This window comes from Streptomyces lydicus, assembly GCF_004125265.1.
GTDB lineage: Bacteria > Actinomycetota > Actinomycetes > Streptomycetales > Streptomycetaceae > Streptomyces > Streptomyces lydicus_C.
The window spans coordinates 8,298,592-8,312,137 of the sequence record NZ_RDTE01000003.1 but is presented as its reverse complement, the minus strand read 5'-3'; the positions used below and the strand labels follow the sequence as shown (position 1 = coordinate 8,312,137).

General features: G+C 71.3%; 9 protein-coding genes. 3 read left to right on the top strand and 6 right to left on the bottom strand.

The window, feature by feature from the left end:
- Positions 1-3: 3 nt before the first annotated feature.
- The gene (locus tag D9V36_RS39210) at positions 4-2,733 is read right to left on the bottom strand and encodes a SpoIIE family protein phosphatase/ATP-binding protein (RefSeq protein WP_129297948.1); all 2,730 of its coding nucleotides are present in this window, start codon (positions 2,731-2,733) and stop codon (positions 4-6) included.
- A 448-nt stretch (positions 2,734-3,181) separates the two neighbouring features.
- Here D9V36_RS39210 and D9V36_RS39205 point away from each other — a divergent pair, with 448 nt between their 5' ends.
- Positions 3,182-3,520, top strand: coding sequence for a hypothetical protein (locus tag D9V36_RS39205; protein WP_129297947.1), 339 nt, complete (start codon positions 3,182-3,184; stop codon positions 3,518-3,520).
- 88 nt (positions 3,521-3,608) lie between these two features.
- Here the strand turns inward: D9V36_RS39205 and D9V36_RS39200 are convergent, their stop codons facing one another.
- The gene (locus D9V36_RS39200) at positions 3,609-5,084 is read right to left on the bottom strand and encodes an APC family permease (RefSeq protein ID WP_129297946.1); all 1,476 of its coding nucleotides are present in this window, start codon (positions 5,082-5,084) and stop codon (positions 3,609-3,611) included.
- A 317-nt stretch (positions 5,085-5,401) separates the two neighbouring features.
- Positions 5,402-7,486, bottom strand: coding sequence for a SpoIIE family protein phosphatase (locus D9V36_RS39195; RefSeq protein ID WP_129297945.1), 2,085 nt, complete (start codon positions 7,484-7,486; stop codon positions 5,402-5,404).
- 471 nt (positions 7,487-7,957) lie between these two features.
- Between D9V36_RS39195 and D9V36_RS39190 the strand changes: the two genes are divergently transcribed.
- Positions 7,958-9,502: an AMP-binding protein gene (locus tag D9V36_RS39190; RefSeq protein WP_129297944.1), complete on the top strand. Its 1,545-nt coding sequence runs from the start codon at positions 7,958-7,960 to the stop codon at positions 9,500-9,502.
- Positions 9,503-9,557: 55 nt separating this feature from the next.
- On the opposite strand, the gene D9V36_RS41580 is transcribed toward D9V36_RS39190, so the two are convergent.
- Positions 9,558-9,926 (bottom strand): hypothetical protein, encoded by a 369-nt coding sequence (locus D9V36_RS41580; RefSeq protein ID WP_206739886.1) that lies wholly within the window; start codon positions 9,924-9,926, stop codon positions 9,558-9,560.
- A 356-nt stretch (positions 9,927-10,282) separates the two neighbouring features.
- A complete protein-coding gene (gene ligD / locus D9V36_RS39180) occupies positions 10,283-11,296 on the bottom strand; it encodes a non-homologous end-joining DNA ligase (RefSeq protein WP_129297943.1) in 1,014 nt (337 codons plus the stop codon).
- 117 nt (positions 11,297-11,413) lie between these two features.
- On the opposite strand from ligD, the gene D9V36_RS39175 reads away from it, so the two are divergent.
- A complete protein-coding gene (locus D9V36_RS39175; protein ID WP_129297942.1) occupies positions 11,414-12,475 on the top strand; it encodes an ATP-dependent DNA ligase in 1,062 nt (353 codons plus the stop codon).
- A gap of 65 nt (positions 12,476-12,540) precedes the next feature.
- On the opposite strand, the gene D9V36_RS39170 is transcribed toward D9V36_RS39175, so the two are convergent.
- Positions 12,541-13,518 (bottom strand): MASE1 domain-containing protein, encoded by a 978-nt coding sequence (locus D9V36_RS39170; protein WP_129299003.1) that lies wholly within the window; start codon positions 13,516-13,518, stop codon positions 12,541-12,543.
- Positions 13,519-13,546: the final 28 nt, after the last annotated feature.

Here is a 13,546-nt window from a genome sequence, read left to right as displayed (position 1 = left end):
GGCTCAAGCATCCCCGGCGTCGGTCTCCTCCGCGACCAGATCGAGGCCGTTGAGCGCCTGTTCCGTCCAGATGACCTTGCCGCCGGTGGTGTAGCGGGTTCCCCAGCGTTCCGCCAGTTGGGCGACCAGGAAGAGGCCGCGGCCGCCCTCGTCCATCGAAGCGGCCTGCCGCAGATGCGGTGAGGTGCTGCTGCGGTCGGAGACCTCGCAGATCAGGGAGGTGTCACGGATCAGCCGTACGCGGATGGGTCCCGCGGCGTACCGGATGGAGTTGGTGACCAGCTCGCTCAGGATCAGCTCGGCGGTGAACGCCTCCTCCGCCAGGCCCCATTCGATCAGCTTCCGGACCGCGGCGGCCCGTATCTGGGCCACGGCCGAGGGGTCGGGCGGCACGTCCCAGTCGGCGATGTGCTCGGTGTCCAGCACCCGCGTGCGGGCCACCAGCAGCGCGATGTCGTCGCTGGGGCGCTCCGGCAGCAGCGCGCCGAGCACCGCCTCACAGGTCTCGTCCGGTGTCCGGCCCGGCCCGCCGGACAGCGTACGGCTCAGCAGCGTCATGCCCTCGTCGAGGTCCCGGTCCCGGTCCTCGACGAGCCCGTCGGTGAAGAGCACCAGACGGCTCTCCTCGGGCAGTTGCCGCTGCCAGGTCTCGAACGGCAGACCGCCCAGGCCGAGGGGCGGGCCGCCGGGCACATCGGCGACCTCCGCGGTGCCGTCCGGCAGCACGAACATGGGCTGGACGTGGCCGGCACGCGCCATGGTGCAGTTCCCGGACGCCGGATCGTAGATCGCGTAGAGGCAGGTGGCTCCGGTGACCGAGCCCTCGGCCTCCTCGGCGCTCTCGTCCTGGTCGATCCGGGTGACGAGTTCGTCGAGGTGCCAGAGGATCTCGTCGGGCGGCAGGTCGAGGTTGGCGAAGTTGTGCACGGCGGTGCGCAGCCGGCCCATCGTGGCGGCGGCGTGCAGTCCGTGTCCCACGACATCGCCGACGACGAGCGCCACCCGGGCACCGGGCAGCGGGATGATGTCGAACCAGTCGCCGCCGACGCCGCCGAGCCCGCCGAGCCCGGCCTGTGCGGGCAGATAGCGGAAGGCGGCCTCCACGGCGTTCTGCTCGGGCAGCCCGCGCGGCAGCAGACTGCGCTGCAGGGTGACGGCCATGGTGTGCTCGCGGGTGTAGCGGCGGGCGTTGTCGATGCTGACCGCGGCGCGGGCGACCAGTTCCTCGGCGAGGGAGAGTTCTTCGTCCTCGAACGGCTCCGGTTTGTGCGAACGCCAGAAGATCGCCACACCGAGGATCACGCCGCGGGCCCGCAGCGGGACCGCGATCCTCGAATGGATGCCGTGCGCGACGATCTTCCTGGCCCGGCCGGGACTTTGCAGATGCCAGCCGGAGAACGCCGCAAGATCCGCTTCGAGGGCAGCCTTTCCGCTGGTGAGGCTGGCACCGAGGGTGGTGGCCGGCTCGAACCGGATCAGCTTGCCGACGGGGTAGAGGCCGCTGTCCGCCGGGGCGCCGCTGGTGGCCGTCCGCCGCATCTCGATGGCCGCGCCGGTGGGGGCCGTGGGTTCCTCGCCGATCAGCACGTCCTCGGCCAGGTCGACGGTGACGATGTCGGCGAAACGGGTCGCGCCGAACTCCGCGAGCTCCTCGCAGGTGCGCACCACGTCGAGCGTGGTGCCGATCTCCGTGCCGGCGTCGTAGAGCAGCTTCAGGCGGCCGCGGGCCACATCGGCCCGGCCGGTGAGCGCCCGGAGCTCCGTGGTGTCCCGCAGCGTCGTCACACTGCCGGGTGGACCGCCCGCCTGGTCCGTGGAGCGCTGGTTGATCGCCAGCAGCCGCTCGCCGACCGGGTGCACCTCGTCGGTGACGGCTCGTCCCGAGGCCAGCAGGCGGGCGGTGGCGGGGTCGAGCCCGAGGTCGCCGACCTGGCGTCCTTCCACGTCCGGCGGCAGGTCGAGCAGGCGGCGTGCCTCGTCGTTGACGAGCAGCAGACATCCGTCGCCGGCCACGATGATCACGCCTTCGCGTACGGCGTGCAGCACCGCGTCGTGATGCTCGTACATCCGGGTCATCTCGACGGGGCCCAGGCCGTGGGTCTGGCGCCGCAGCCGGCGGGTCACCAGCGCCGTGCCGCCGGTGGTGAGGAGGAGAACGCCGGCGGCGGCACCGAACAGCAGGGGGAACTGGTCGTCGACGACACCGCTCACCCGGTTGACGGTGATCCCGGCGGAGACCAGCCCGACAACCTTCCCCTTGTCCTTGCCGCTGTGGCCGAAGACCGGCACCACGGCCTGGACGAGGGGCCCGATGGTGCCGGTGATCCGCTCGGTGACCACATGACCGGACAGCGCCGGCTTCAGGGTGCCGACGAACTTCTTGCCGATCCGGTTGCGGATCGGGTGGGTGTAGCGGATGCCCTGGGTGTTCATCACGACGATGAAGTCGACCTCGGAGCGCTTGCGGGCGGCCTCGGTCAGCGGCTGCAGCACCAGTGTCGGATCGGCGCTTTTCAGTGCTGCCTCGATGCCCGGCGCATTCGCGAAGGCCTCCGCCACGGCGACGGATCTGTTGCGGGCCTCGCGGTCTCCGTCGGCCCTGGACTGCAGCACGAGCGCCGCGATGGCGGCGGCGACGAGCAACACCACGATCGCCACCTGCAGGAGAAAGACCTGACCTGCGACAGTTCGCATCCTGAGAACCGAACGCGGGCGGCCGTAGCGTCCGGCCATGTCCTCTTTCTACACCTCCCGCATACGGTGGGCGAGCCGCGCGATGCGGAGCGCAGCAGCAGTCAGGGCCCGCGCTGCGCCGGGCGGACCCGCGGGCTGTTCGAGGATGGTCCCGTGATCCGGGGCCGGGCGCCAGAGGGCGGGAAGACCCCTGGGTAGGTTTTCCTGCTGCGCAGAGGCGAACGTCTTCGACGAAGGGGATATACGCGGCGCTCCCATCGCGCCACCCCGCAGGGAACAAATCGCCCAGAGCGTGCATGGTTCATGTAACTCTTCCCACAGGCCCGGCCGCTTGTCCGACGGGCCTGTGCCAGTCGGGTGATCCGGGTACGGCCACAACGTGCCTGGTCAGCCCCGCTCGCCGGGGAGAGGGAGCCGGACCGAGGGCTGAAGCGGGACCCCTGTGACGCCATCCGGCCCGTCGAGGCGGTATGAGACGTTCGTGGGCATGCATGTTCCCGAGGAGATCCGAACCGAGGCGGCCGCGCTCATCGACCACCACGCGCTCGGACTGTGGAAGCCGAACGACGCCGACCGGCAAGCCGCCGTGGCGTTGTACCGCTTCCTCGAAACCGGTCAGCCGCTCACGGGCGAGCAGATCCGGTCCGCCCTGGCGCACGCGGAAACGGCGGCCGACGCGGACCAGCGGCTGCTGAAGCTGCTGCAGGAGGCCGCCGGGCTGCTCGACGAGGGACCGGCCGCCGAGGCACCGGCGGCGCGGGACGCCGTCGACCATGTATGCCTTCTGCTGGACGCGCTCGCGCTCTCCCGGCCCGCCGGGCAGTAGAAACCGCCCGCCGGCAGCGAAGCGAAGGCCCGCCAGCGAAGACCCGCCCGAGTACCGACCCGGGCGGGCGTTCGTGGGGCTGGTCGCCCTACGCGGACAGCGAGGCCGCGGACGACGCCGGTGCGGGAGCCTGCTCGTCTGCGGGAGCCTGCTCGTCCTCGGGGACCGCGATCACCCAGTGGGTCTCCTGGCGCGGGCGCAGGTAGCACAGCCAGTACAGCGCGGCGACGGCCACGATGAGGCCGGTGATGGCCAGGCTCGTGGTGCTCTGCTGACAGAGCACCCAGGCCAGCACCACGACCAGCAGCGCCGGGACCGCGGGCCACAGCGGCATCCGCCAGGCCAGGCGGTGCTTGTGCTCCCCGCGGCGCGAGACCAGAGCGCCCAGCGCGACGAAGACATACATCGCGGCCACGGCCACGCCGGTGACCTCGCTCAGGGTGTCGAGGTTGACGAAGCACAGGGCCGCACCGGGGACCCCCACCGCGAGGGTGGCCGCCCAGGGGGAGCCGAAGCGCCGGCCGACGTGCGAGAAGACGCGGTTGACGGCCGTCGGCCAGGCCGCGTCACGTGCCGAGGAGAACACCACACGGGAGTTCTGGATCACCATCACGATCGCCGCGTTGATGATCGCCAGGGCGATGCAGAGGCTGACGAACGTGCCGACGCCCGAGTTGCTCCAGTCCTGCACCATGCCGGCGACGTCACCGGCCCCGAGGGTCTTCAGGTCGGGGGCGCCGAGGGTGATCGCGACCACCGGGACCAGCACCACGGCCGCGCCGATGCCGAGGGTCCACAGCACCGTACGGGAGACGTTGCGACGGGGGTTCTCCATCTCCTCGGCGAGGTACACGGCGGTGGAGAAGCCCTGCAGGATGAAGAGCGCGGTGGCCAGCCCGGCGACGATGAGCCCCGCGGTGACGGCGGTGCTGTGACCGTGTCCGGCGTCGATCACGGGGTGCACGAGCACGGACGCGGACCGGTGGGTGTGGGTGAAGCCGAGGACGGCGACCACCGCGCAGGCGACGACCTCCAGCACCAGGAAGATGCCGGTGATCCAGGCGTTGGCGCGCAGATCGAGCAGGCCCATGGCGGTGGCCAGCAGCATCACGGCGGCGGCGGTGTACTGCGGATCCAGTTGGATGATCGGCGCCAGATAGTCGGCGGTACCCAGGGCGATGATGGGCGGCACGATCATGACGACGATCAGCGAGAGCACGAAAACCAGCCACCCGGCGAGGCGGCCCATGAGCGTGCCCACCATCGCGTACTCGCCACCGGAGCTCGGTATCAGCGTGCCGAGCTCGGAGTAGGTGAAGGCCACGCCGATACACAGCAGCGCCGCGACGGCGATGGTCAGCGCGGTGCCCGTGCCCAGGGTGGCGAACGAGTCCGGCACGATCACGAAGAGCGAGGATGCCGGGGTCAGACAGGACAGCGTGAGCAGGGTGCCGCCGACCACACCGATCGACCGGGTGAGCTGGGGGGCGCCGGAGGCGTCTTTCACCGTCGCACTGCGGGTGTCCCGCTCAGGAGCTGCGGAGGCAACAGGCGTGTAGGGCATATCGGTATCCGTATCCCATCGGTGCTGGCGGCAGGAAGGGGTGGCGTCTTGACGGAAGAACGCCGCAAAGCGCTCCGGACCCGGACATCCTCAGGTCTCGCTTTGGTGACCGAATACAACCCCTGCCGACGACTCCCGTCAAGGTCTTGTTAAGGCCTTTGGGCAACGAAATCCGAAGCTCAGCAAGGCCATCGGGGCGGTTATCCACGGAGTAGCCGCGGTGGACAAGCGGATTCCGCGCCGGAAAGCGCAGCGCGATATCGCGCGGAGGACCGCCGAATCCGTAGCGGTCCCACCAAAACCCGCTGCCCGTGCGGTCAGTCCCCGAGCGCGTGGACCCGGGCGATGAGCAGCGCGACATCGTCGTGGTCGTGCTCGTCGCGCAGTGCGGCGAGGAGACGGTCGCACAGGCCCTCCAGATCCCCTTCGGGCCGGGCCAGCAGCTCCAGGAGGGTGTCCAGCCGCGCGTCTATGGGCTGGTCCCGGGTTTCGATCAGCCCGTCGGTGTAGAGCACCAGCAGGTCGCCGTCGCGGAGCGGAACCGTGGTCTGCTCGAAGGGGACGCCGCCGACGCCGAGCGGCGCACCGGTGGGCAGATCCAGCAGCTCGGGCGGCCGGTCCGGGCGCACCACGATGGGGGGCAGATGCCCGGCGACGGCGATCCGGCACAGGGCGCGGTGGGGGTCGTAGACGGCGTACAGGCAGGTGGCGAAGGCCGGATCCAGACCGCCGGCGATGTGATCGAGGTGGCGGAGCACCTCGGCCGGGTCGAGGTCGAGGTCGGCCAGCGCACGGGTGGTGGTGCGCAACTGGCCCATGGTGGCAGCGGCGTTGATGCCGCTGCCCATCACATCGCCGACCACCAGCGCGGTCTTGTCGCCGGTCACCGGGATGGCGTCGAACCAGTCACCGCCGACCTCACTGGCCGCCTGGGCCGGCTGGTAGCGGTAGGCGATCTCCATGGCCGTGGGCTGCGGCGGCCGGTGGTTCATCAGATGGCGCTGGAGGGTGAGCGCGGTGCGGCGTTCGCTCTGGTACGAGCGGGCGTTGTCGATGCAGACCGCGGCGCGAGCGGCCAGCTCCACCGCGAGCACCGCGTCGTCCTCGTCGAAGGGCTCCGGGTTGCGGACGCGGTACAGCGACAGCGCGCCCAGGACCTCGCCGCGGGCGATGAGCGGTACGGCCAGGTAGGAGTGCAGTCCGGCCCTTCCCAGGAGTGCGGCGCCCTGCTGGTCCGGTGCGATGTGCGGCAGGTCGTCCGGGCCGACGTGGGGAATGCGCACCGGACGGGCTTCGGTCACACAGCGGGTGATCAGCCGGTCGGCTTCATAGGACGCTATCTGGCCGGTGGGGTCGGCGGCGCGGACCGCCTCGGTGGAGTAGGCCGTGGCCACGGCGAGCGCCCGGAAACGGGCCGGGCCGCCACGGGAGAGCGAGGTCGGGCGCCGGCCGTCGAGCACGGCGTCGAGGACATCGACCGCGGCCAGGTCCGCCAGCTCGGGCACAATGACGTCGGCCAGTTCGTGGGCGGTCTGGTCGACGTCGAGGGTGGTACCGACGGTGGCGGAGGCGTCGGCGATGACGGCCAGCCGCCTGCGGGCACGAGCGGCCTCGGTGGCGGCGCGGTGCTGCTCGGTGACGTCCACGACCGAGGTGGCCAGCCCCAGCACCCGGCCGTGCGGGTCCTCCAGCCGGTAGTACGACACCGACCAGGCCCGGTCGGCGTGGGGGTCGGCGGCGGTGCGGCCGACGGTGAACTGGTCGAGCAGCGGGGTTCCGGTGTCGAGCACCTCGCGCATCCGGGACACGATGGTGCCGGTGTCCAGAAAGGACAGGGCTTCTCGGACATCGCGGCCGAGGTGCTGGTCGGCGGGCAGGTCGTTGATGCGCTCCAGCGCCGGATTGACCATCACGAAGCGCAGCGCGGTGTCCAGGACCGCCAGACCGATCGGTGACTGGGCGACGAGGCGTACGGACAGCGCCAGATCCCGCTCGACCCGCCGCAGCACGGCCTGGTCGGTGGCGATGCCCAGGGCGTAGGACTCACCGCGCTCGTCCAGCAGCCGCATATTGCGGAACTCGACGAGCCGGGTACTGCCGTCCTTGTGCTGGACCGGGAAGACCCCCGCCCAGCTTTCGCCGCCCGCCATGACCTGGGAGAAGAGGCCCAGGACCAGATCGATGTGCTCCGGGCCGACCAGCAGCTGCGCCGCGGGCCGGCCGAGCGCTTCCTTCGCGCTCCAGCCGAAGAGCTGCTCGGCCTGGGGGCTCCACAGGGTGATCCGCCCGTCCGCATCCAGCATCACGGCGGCCACGCCCAGCACATCCAGCAGGCCGCCGGGCTGCCCCGGCGTGGCCCCGACCCGGGCGGCACCCTCGGGGAACGCGTCGGTCGCACCCATCCAGGCACTCCTTCCGCCGGTCATCGCGGACCGACAGCCGTGGCGCTCTCCGTACATCGGCCGGTTCTCGCTGTGCTTCCGCTGGTCTCCATCATCTCTCGACACGGGACGGACCCGCAGGGAGAGCGAGTTCCGCAGGGCATCGGCGACCCGTGCGCGAGCGAGCATTATCCGTCGCTGTTCCCGGGCGGGCGACCGTGTTGACGATATTCAGTGCGATGAATTCGGACGCGCTTTCGGGGCGGTCCCGTGGAGCGATGGCCGGGCAGCTCGCGGCGGGCACCCGGTGCGCCCGCCAGGGGGTTCTCCTCGCACCCACGTCCGGCGTGGGGACCGGCGCGGAGACCGACTTGGAGATGTTGATCTGCAGCGACTATCCTGAGATTTGGTTGCCTGTAGCAACCAAATCTGTGTACGTCACATCCGGCGTAGCCGACTGCGCCCGCCGGCGTCAGGAGGAAGCCTCACATCATGTCCACCACCGCCCGCACATTCCGTACCTATGTAGAGGAGAACCTCGATGTCCTTAGCGCCGACCCGGGGCGCGAAGTCCTGGTACACGAAGGCCGCCGCGTCACCGCAGGCGAGTTCCGCTCACTGGTCCACCGCATGGCACGGGCACTGTGCGCCCGGGGCGTCGGCCGCGGTGCGACCGTCACGCTCCTGAGCGGCAACCTCCCGGAGATCATCGCAGTCCGTTACGCCGCCAACCTGGTCGGCGCCCGGGTCAACTACCTCTACAACAAGCTGTCCGCCGAGTCCCAGGCCGCCATCGTCCGCGATGTCGAGACCCGCGCCCTGATCGTCGACCCGCGCTATGCCGAACGGGCCGCCGAGGTCACCGCGTTGGCGCCGGTTCCGGAGGTGCTCGTCCTCGGCCCCGCCAAGGTGGGCACGGACCTGTTGGAACTGGCGGCCGGTCAGTCCGACGAGCCGTTCGCGAGCCGGGCCAAGCCCGACGACGTCTGCACCATCCGCCACACCGGCGGCACCACCGGCCACCCGAAGGGCATCTGCACCACCTTCGAGCAGGCACGCTGGTTCCACGGGGTGCTCCAGCAGCCGGAGACCGAGCGACGTCAGCTGGTGTGCTCCACCCTCGCGCACGCGGCGGGCCTGATGGCCGACAGCACGCTGCACGCGGGGGGCGCGGTCGTGCTGCTCGACGACTTCGACCCGAGCGCCGCGCTCGCCGCCATCGAACGCGAGCGCATCACCGATGTCTTCCTGATGCCGCCGATGCTCTACCAGCTGATGGACCACCCGGACGCCCGGCACACCGACACCTCCAGCCTGCGGATGCTGACCTACGGCGGCTGCCAGGCGTCCCCGGCCCGGATAGCCGACGCGGTAAAGGCGTTCGGCCCGGTACTGATGCAGGGCTACGGGCAGAACGAGGCCGGCGGCATCAGCGTGCTCACCCAGGAGGACCACGACCCGCAGCGCCCCGAGCGGCTGCGGTCGGCGGGGAAGGTGCTGCCCGATGTCGAGGTGGCGGTCCGCGACGAATCGGGCCGCGATCTGCCGACCGGTGAACACGGCGAGATCTGCGTCCGCTCCGACATGATCATGAAGGGGTACTGGAAGCAGCCCGAGCTGACCGCCGAGGTCCTGCGGGACGGCTGGCTGCACACCGGGGACATCGGATTCCTCGACGACGAGGGGTACTTGACGATCGTCGACCGGATCAAGGACATGATCGTCGTGGTCGGCGGCCATGTGTACACCACGGAGCTGGAGGACCTGCTGAACTCGCACCCGCAGGTACTGCAGAGTGCCGTGTTCGGCGTCCGCGACGCCGACCGCATGGAGCGGGTGCACGCGACGGTGGTGCGGGCGCCCGGCAGCAGCGTCGATGCGCAGCAGCTGCGCGAGATGGTCTGCGCGGAGCGCGGGGCGATGTACGAACCGGCGCACGTCACCTTCGTCGAGGCGCTGCCGCTGACCGATGCCGGGAAGCCCGACAAGAAGGAGCTGCGACGGCGGGCCGAGCAGGAGGCCGGCACCGCGGGCTGACCGCGACGAGCCGCCGCAGCCGGGGGCTGCGGCGGCCTGTCAGTGCTACTGCCGGTCAGAGGATGCCCAGCAGCCCGAAGGGGAAGCCCCCGAAGCCGTAGCCGTAGCCGTAGTTGCCGTAGCCGCAGCCGCCGAAGCCGCCGAAGCTGTTGTAGCCGCCGAAGCCGCCGAGGCCACCGAAACCGCCGAGGCCACCGAAGCCGCCGAGGCCACCGAGGCCGCCGAAGCCGAATCGGTCGAAGCCGCCGTGGTGGTGGCAGTGGTGCCTGTGGTGGTGACGGCCGTGGTGGTGACGACCGTGGTGGTCGCCCTTGGACGATGAGGCCGGCGCCTGCGGGGTGGCCGAAGCTATGCCGGCGAGCGGGACTACGGTAGCGGCGGCAAGGGCCGCGGCGGCCACGGAGCGGCCTATGAACTTGCGCATTGCGTTCTCCTGTTTGGCAGGAAATCTGACATTTGATGAGTACCGCGCCCCGCCGCAAACCCCGCAGACACGACGGACAGCCACTCCAACGGCCCCAAGAATTGCTCCGACAGTGGTAATGGATCGGCAAAGCAGGCTGGTGAAAGCCCTGGTCGGAGCCGGGGAACGGCGAGCGCCGCCTCGTCGGTGGCGCCGTCGCCAATCGCCCCCGTGTGGCCGACGGGTCCGGCCGCACGGTGCGCTCCCTCCGCCAGCCCTCGCGGCGCACGGCGGCAGCCCTCGCGGCGTACGGCGTCAGCTTTCTTGGCACACGGCGTCAGTTGGTGCGGCGCACGGCTTCAGCGCGGCACACCGCGTCAGTTCTTTCGGGCGCGGCTCGGCTGGACCCGGGACGGCTCCCCCGGCATCTTCGGATGGTCGGGCGGATACGGCATGTCCCCCAGCCCTTCGTCCGCCGCCTGACGGTCCGCGAGTTCCAGAACGGACTCCAGGCCGAAGGCGTGGTCCGCCATGTCCGCGTGTACATCACCGAGTTCGGCGAACCGCGGGGGGACCGTCCGCAGATCGAAGTCCTCGGGCGCGGCGTCGGACAGCTCGTCCCAGCGCAGCGGGGTGGAGACGGTCGCCCGGGGCCGGGCGCGCAGCGAGTAGGCGGAGGCGATGGTCCGGTCCCGGGCCATCTGGTTGTAGTCGACGAAGACCTTCGCGCCGCGCTCCTCCTTCCACCATGCCGAGGTCACCAGATCCGGCATCCGGCGCTCCAGCGCCCGGGCCAGGGTGATCGCGGCCCGTCTGACCTCGGTGAAGGTCCAGCGGGGGCGGATCGGGACGTAGACGTGCACCCCGCGGCCGCCGGACGCCTTGGGCCAGCCGCGCAGTCCGTGCTCCGCCAGCAGCTCGCGCAGGAGATGGGCCACCCGGGCGGCGTCCGCGAAGTCGGTGCCGGGCTGCGGGTCGAGGTCGATGCGCAGTTCGTCGGGGTGCTCGGTGTCACCGCGCCGGACGGGCCACGGATGGAACGTCAGACACCCCAGATTGGCCGCCCAGAGGACCGCCGCGGGCTCCGTGGGGCACATCTCGTCGGCGAAGCGGCCGCTGGGGAAGGTGATACGGGCGGTGGGCAGCCAGTCCGGCATCCCCTTGGGCGCCCGCTTCTGGTAGAAGAACTCACCCTCGACGCCGTCGGGGAAGCGCTGCATGGTGGTGGGCCGGTCGCGCAGCCCCCGCAGCACCCCGTCGGCGACGGCGAGGTAGTACTGCGCCACGTCCAGCTTGGTGAATCCGCGCTCCGGGTAATACGTCTTGTCGGGGTGGGTCACGCGCACGGTGCGCCCCGCGACGTCGAGTTCGACAGCTCCGGCTCCGGCCATGACTCCACGCTAGGTTCCGGGCGCCGCCGCCGCGCGCCGGGCGAGGCGGCGGCCGGCTTCCCGCGCAGCGGCCGTCCCGGCGCGCGGGATACGGCGCCGGGCCTCAGGATCAAGACCATGGACCTGCCCGTCATGCCCCCGGTCTCCCCCATGCTCGCGAAGCCGGTGGCCGACATCCCCGCCGGCATGCTCTACGAGGCCAAGTGGGACGGCTTCCGCGTCATCGTCTTCCGGGACGGCGAGGACGTCGAGATCGCCAGCCGTACGACGAAGTCGCTCACCCGCTACTTCCCCGAAGTGGTGGACGCGGCACGGGCCGAGCTGCCGCCGCGCTGCGTCGTCGACGGCGAGATCGTCATCGCCCATGACGGCCGGCTGCACTTCGAGGAGCTGCTGGAGCGCATCCACCCGGCCGACTCCCGGGTCCGCACGCTCGCCGGGCGGACGCCCGCCTCGCTGGTGGCCTTCGACCTGCTGGCGCTCGGCTCCGAGGCGCTGCTGCACGAGCCGCAGTCGGCGCGCCGGGAGGCCCTGGCCGAGGCGCTGCGCCCGGCCGGGGCGCCGGTGTACACCGCGCCCGCGACCAGGGATCAGGAGCTGGCGCGCCGCTGGTTCACCCAGTTCGAGGGGGCCGGGCTGGACGGGGTGATCGCCAAGCCGCTCGATCTGCCGTACCGGCCCGGCGACCGTGCCATGTTCAAGATCAAGCATGCCCGGACCGCCGACTGTGTGGTCGCCGGCTACCGGCTGCACAAGAGCGGTCCGGTGGTCGGTTCCCTGCTGCTGGGCCTGTACGACGGCGAAGGGCAGTTGCAGCACGTCGGGGTGTGCGCCTCGTTCCCCATGGCCAGGCGGCGGGCGCTGGTCGAGGAGCTGGCGCCGCTGCTGATGGACGAGGTCTCGGGGCATCCCTGGGGCGCGTGGACCGACGAGGCGGCGCATGCCTCCCGGCGGATGCCCGGCGGGCCCAGCCGCTGGAGCGGTGGCAAGGATCTGTCGTGGGTGCCGCTGCGCCCGGAGCGGGTGTGCGAGGTCGGCTACGACCACATGGAGGGCAGCAGGTTCCGGCACACCGCCCAGTTCCGGCACTGGCGTCCCGACCGTACGCCGCAGAGCTGCACCTACGCCCAGCTGGAGGAGCCGGTGGGGTACGACCTGGGGCAGCTGCTGCCGGGCTGACGGCGCGGTTGCCGCCGGGGGCGGGCGGCACGGCGGTGGCCACCGGCTGCCGGGTCAGGGTGGGGTCACCGGTCCGGCGGCCAGCGGCGCCGGCTCTCCCCCGGCGCCAGCCGGTCCACCACGTCGGCCAGTTCGCCGCAGGCCTGCTCGATCTTGCGGCGGATGGTGTTCTGCTCGGTGACGATCGCCGACAGCAGCAGCGCGGTGAGCGCCGCGGACGCGTTGAGGGCCTGCAGATTGACCATCGCCTCCAGCAGGCTCTGGCTCTCGAACGGTCCGGTCCGGGCCGTTGCCGCCCTGATGGCCGGCACCGACACCAGCAGCACGCAGGGCGCGGCACCCGCCAGCTGGAAGCGCAGCGCGGCCCAGACGATCACCGGGAAGACCAGGAAGAGCAACGACAGCTCGCTGCGGGTCGCGATGACCGCGACCGCGACCGTGGCGACCAGCAGGGCCGCCGCCTCCGCCCACCGGTATCCGGGGACGCCGCGGGGCCACCGGATCGTGCGGCAGACGAGGACGAGCGGGGTGATGACGAGAACGCCCATCGCGTCGCCCGCCCACCAGGCCGCCCAGGTCCGCCAGAAGCCACCGTCCGGCAGGGCGCCTTTGAGGGAGAGCATCCCGGTGCCCAGCGTCGCGCTGATCAGCATCCCGGCGAAGGCGCCGAGGGCGACCAGCGCCACCCCGTCGCGCAGCCGGTCGAGTGCGGTGCGAAAGCCCACCCGGTGGAGCATCCAGTAGGCGCACACCGGGGCCAGGGTGTTGCCCGCCATGATCCCGAGGACCGAGACATCGAGCGGATTGATCGTGGCGACGACCGCGAGGGTGCCGAGGGCGATACCCGGCCAGGTCCGCAGGCCCAGGAGGAGCAGACAGCTCAGGGAGATGCCCGTCGGCGGCCACAGCGGCGTGACCACGGCACCCGAGATGACCACCTGCTCCAGCAGGCCGATCCGGGCGGACGCGTAGTAGACGCCGGCCAGGCCGAGGATCGTCAGGGCTGCTGGTGCAAGACGGCGGAGTTCCTCGGTGCGCACCACATCAGCCATCAGACAACGCCGGGGGCCG

Bases quoted from the DNA above. Each gene is read 5' to 3' on its own strand.
- D9V36_RS39205 (WP_129297947.1), top strand. From the start codon at position 3,182: ATGCATGTTCCCGAGGAGATCCGAACCGAGGCGGCCGCGCTCATCGAC.
- D9V36_RS39200 (WP_129297946.1), bottom strand. From the start codon at position 5,084: ATGCCCTACACGCCTGTTGCCTCCGCAGCTCCTGAGCGGGACACCCGC.
- D9V36_RS39190 (WP_129297944.1), top strand. From the start codon at position 7,958: ATGTCCACCACCGCCCGCACATTCCGTACCTATGTAGAGGAGAACCTC.
- D9V36_RS41580 (WP_206739886.1), bottom strand. From the start codon at position 9,926: ATGCGCAAGTTCATAGGCCGCTCCGTGGCCGCCGCGGCCCTTGCCGCC.
- D9V36_RS39195 (WP_129297945.1), bottom strand. From the start codon at position 7,486: ATGGGTGCGACCGACGCGTTCCCCGAGGGTGCCGCCCGGGTCGGGGCC.
- D9V36_RS39175 (WP_129297942.1), top strand. From the start codon at position 11,414: ATGGACCTGCCCGTCATGCCCCCGGTCTCCCCCATGCTCGCGAAGCCG.
- D9V36_RS39210 (WP_129297948.1), bottom strand. From the start codon at position 2,733: ATGGCCGGACGCTACGGCCGCCCGCGTTCGGTTCTCAGGATGCGAACT.
- ligD (WP_129297943.1), bottom strand. From the start codon at position 11,296: ATGGCCGGAGCCGGAGCTGTCGAACTCGACGTCGCGGGGCGCACCGTG.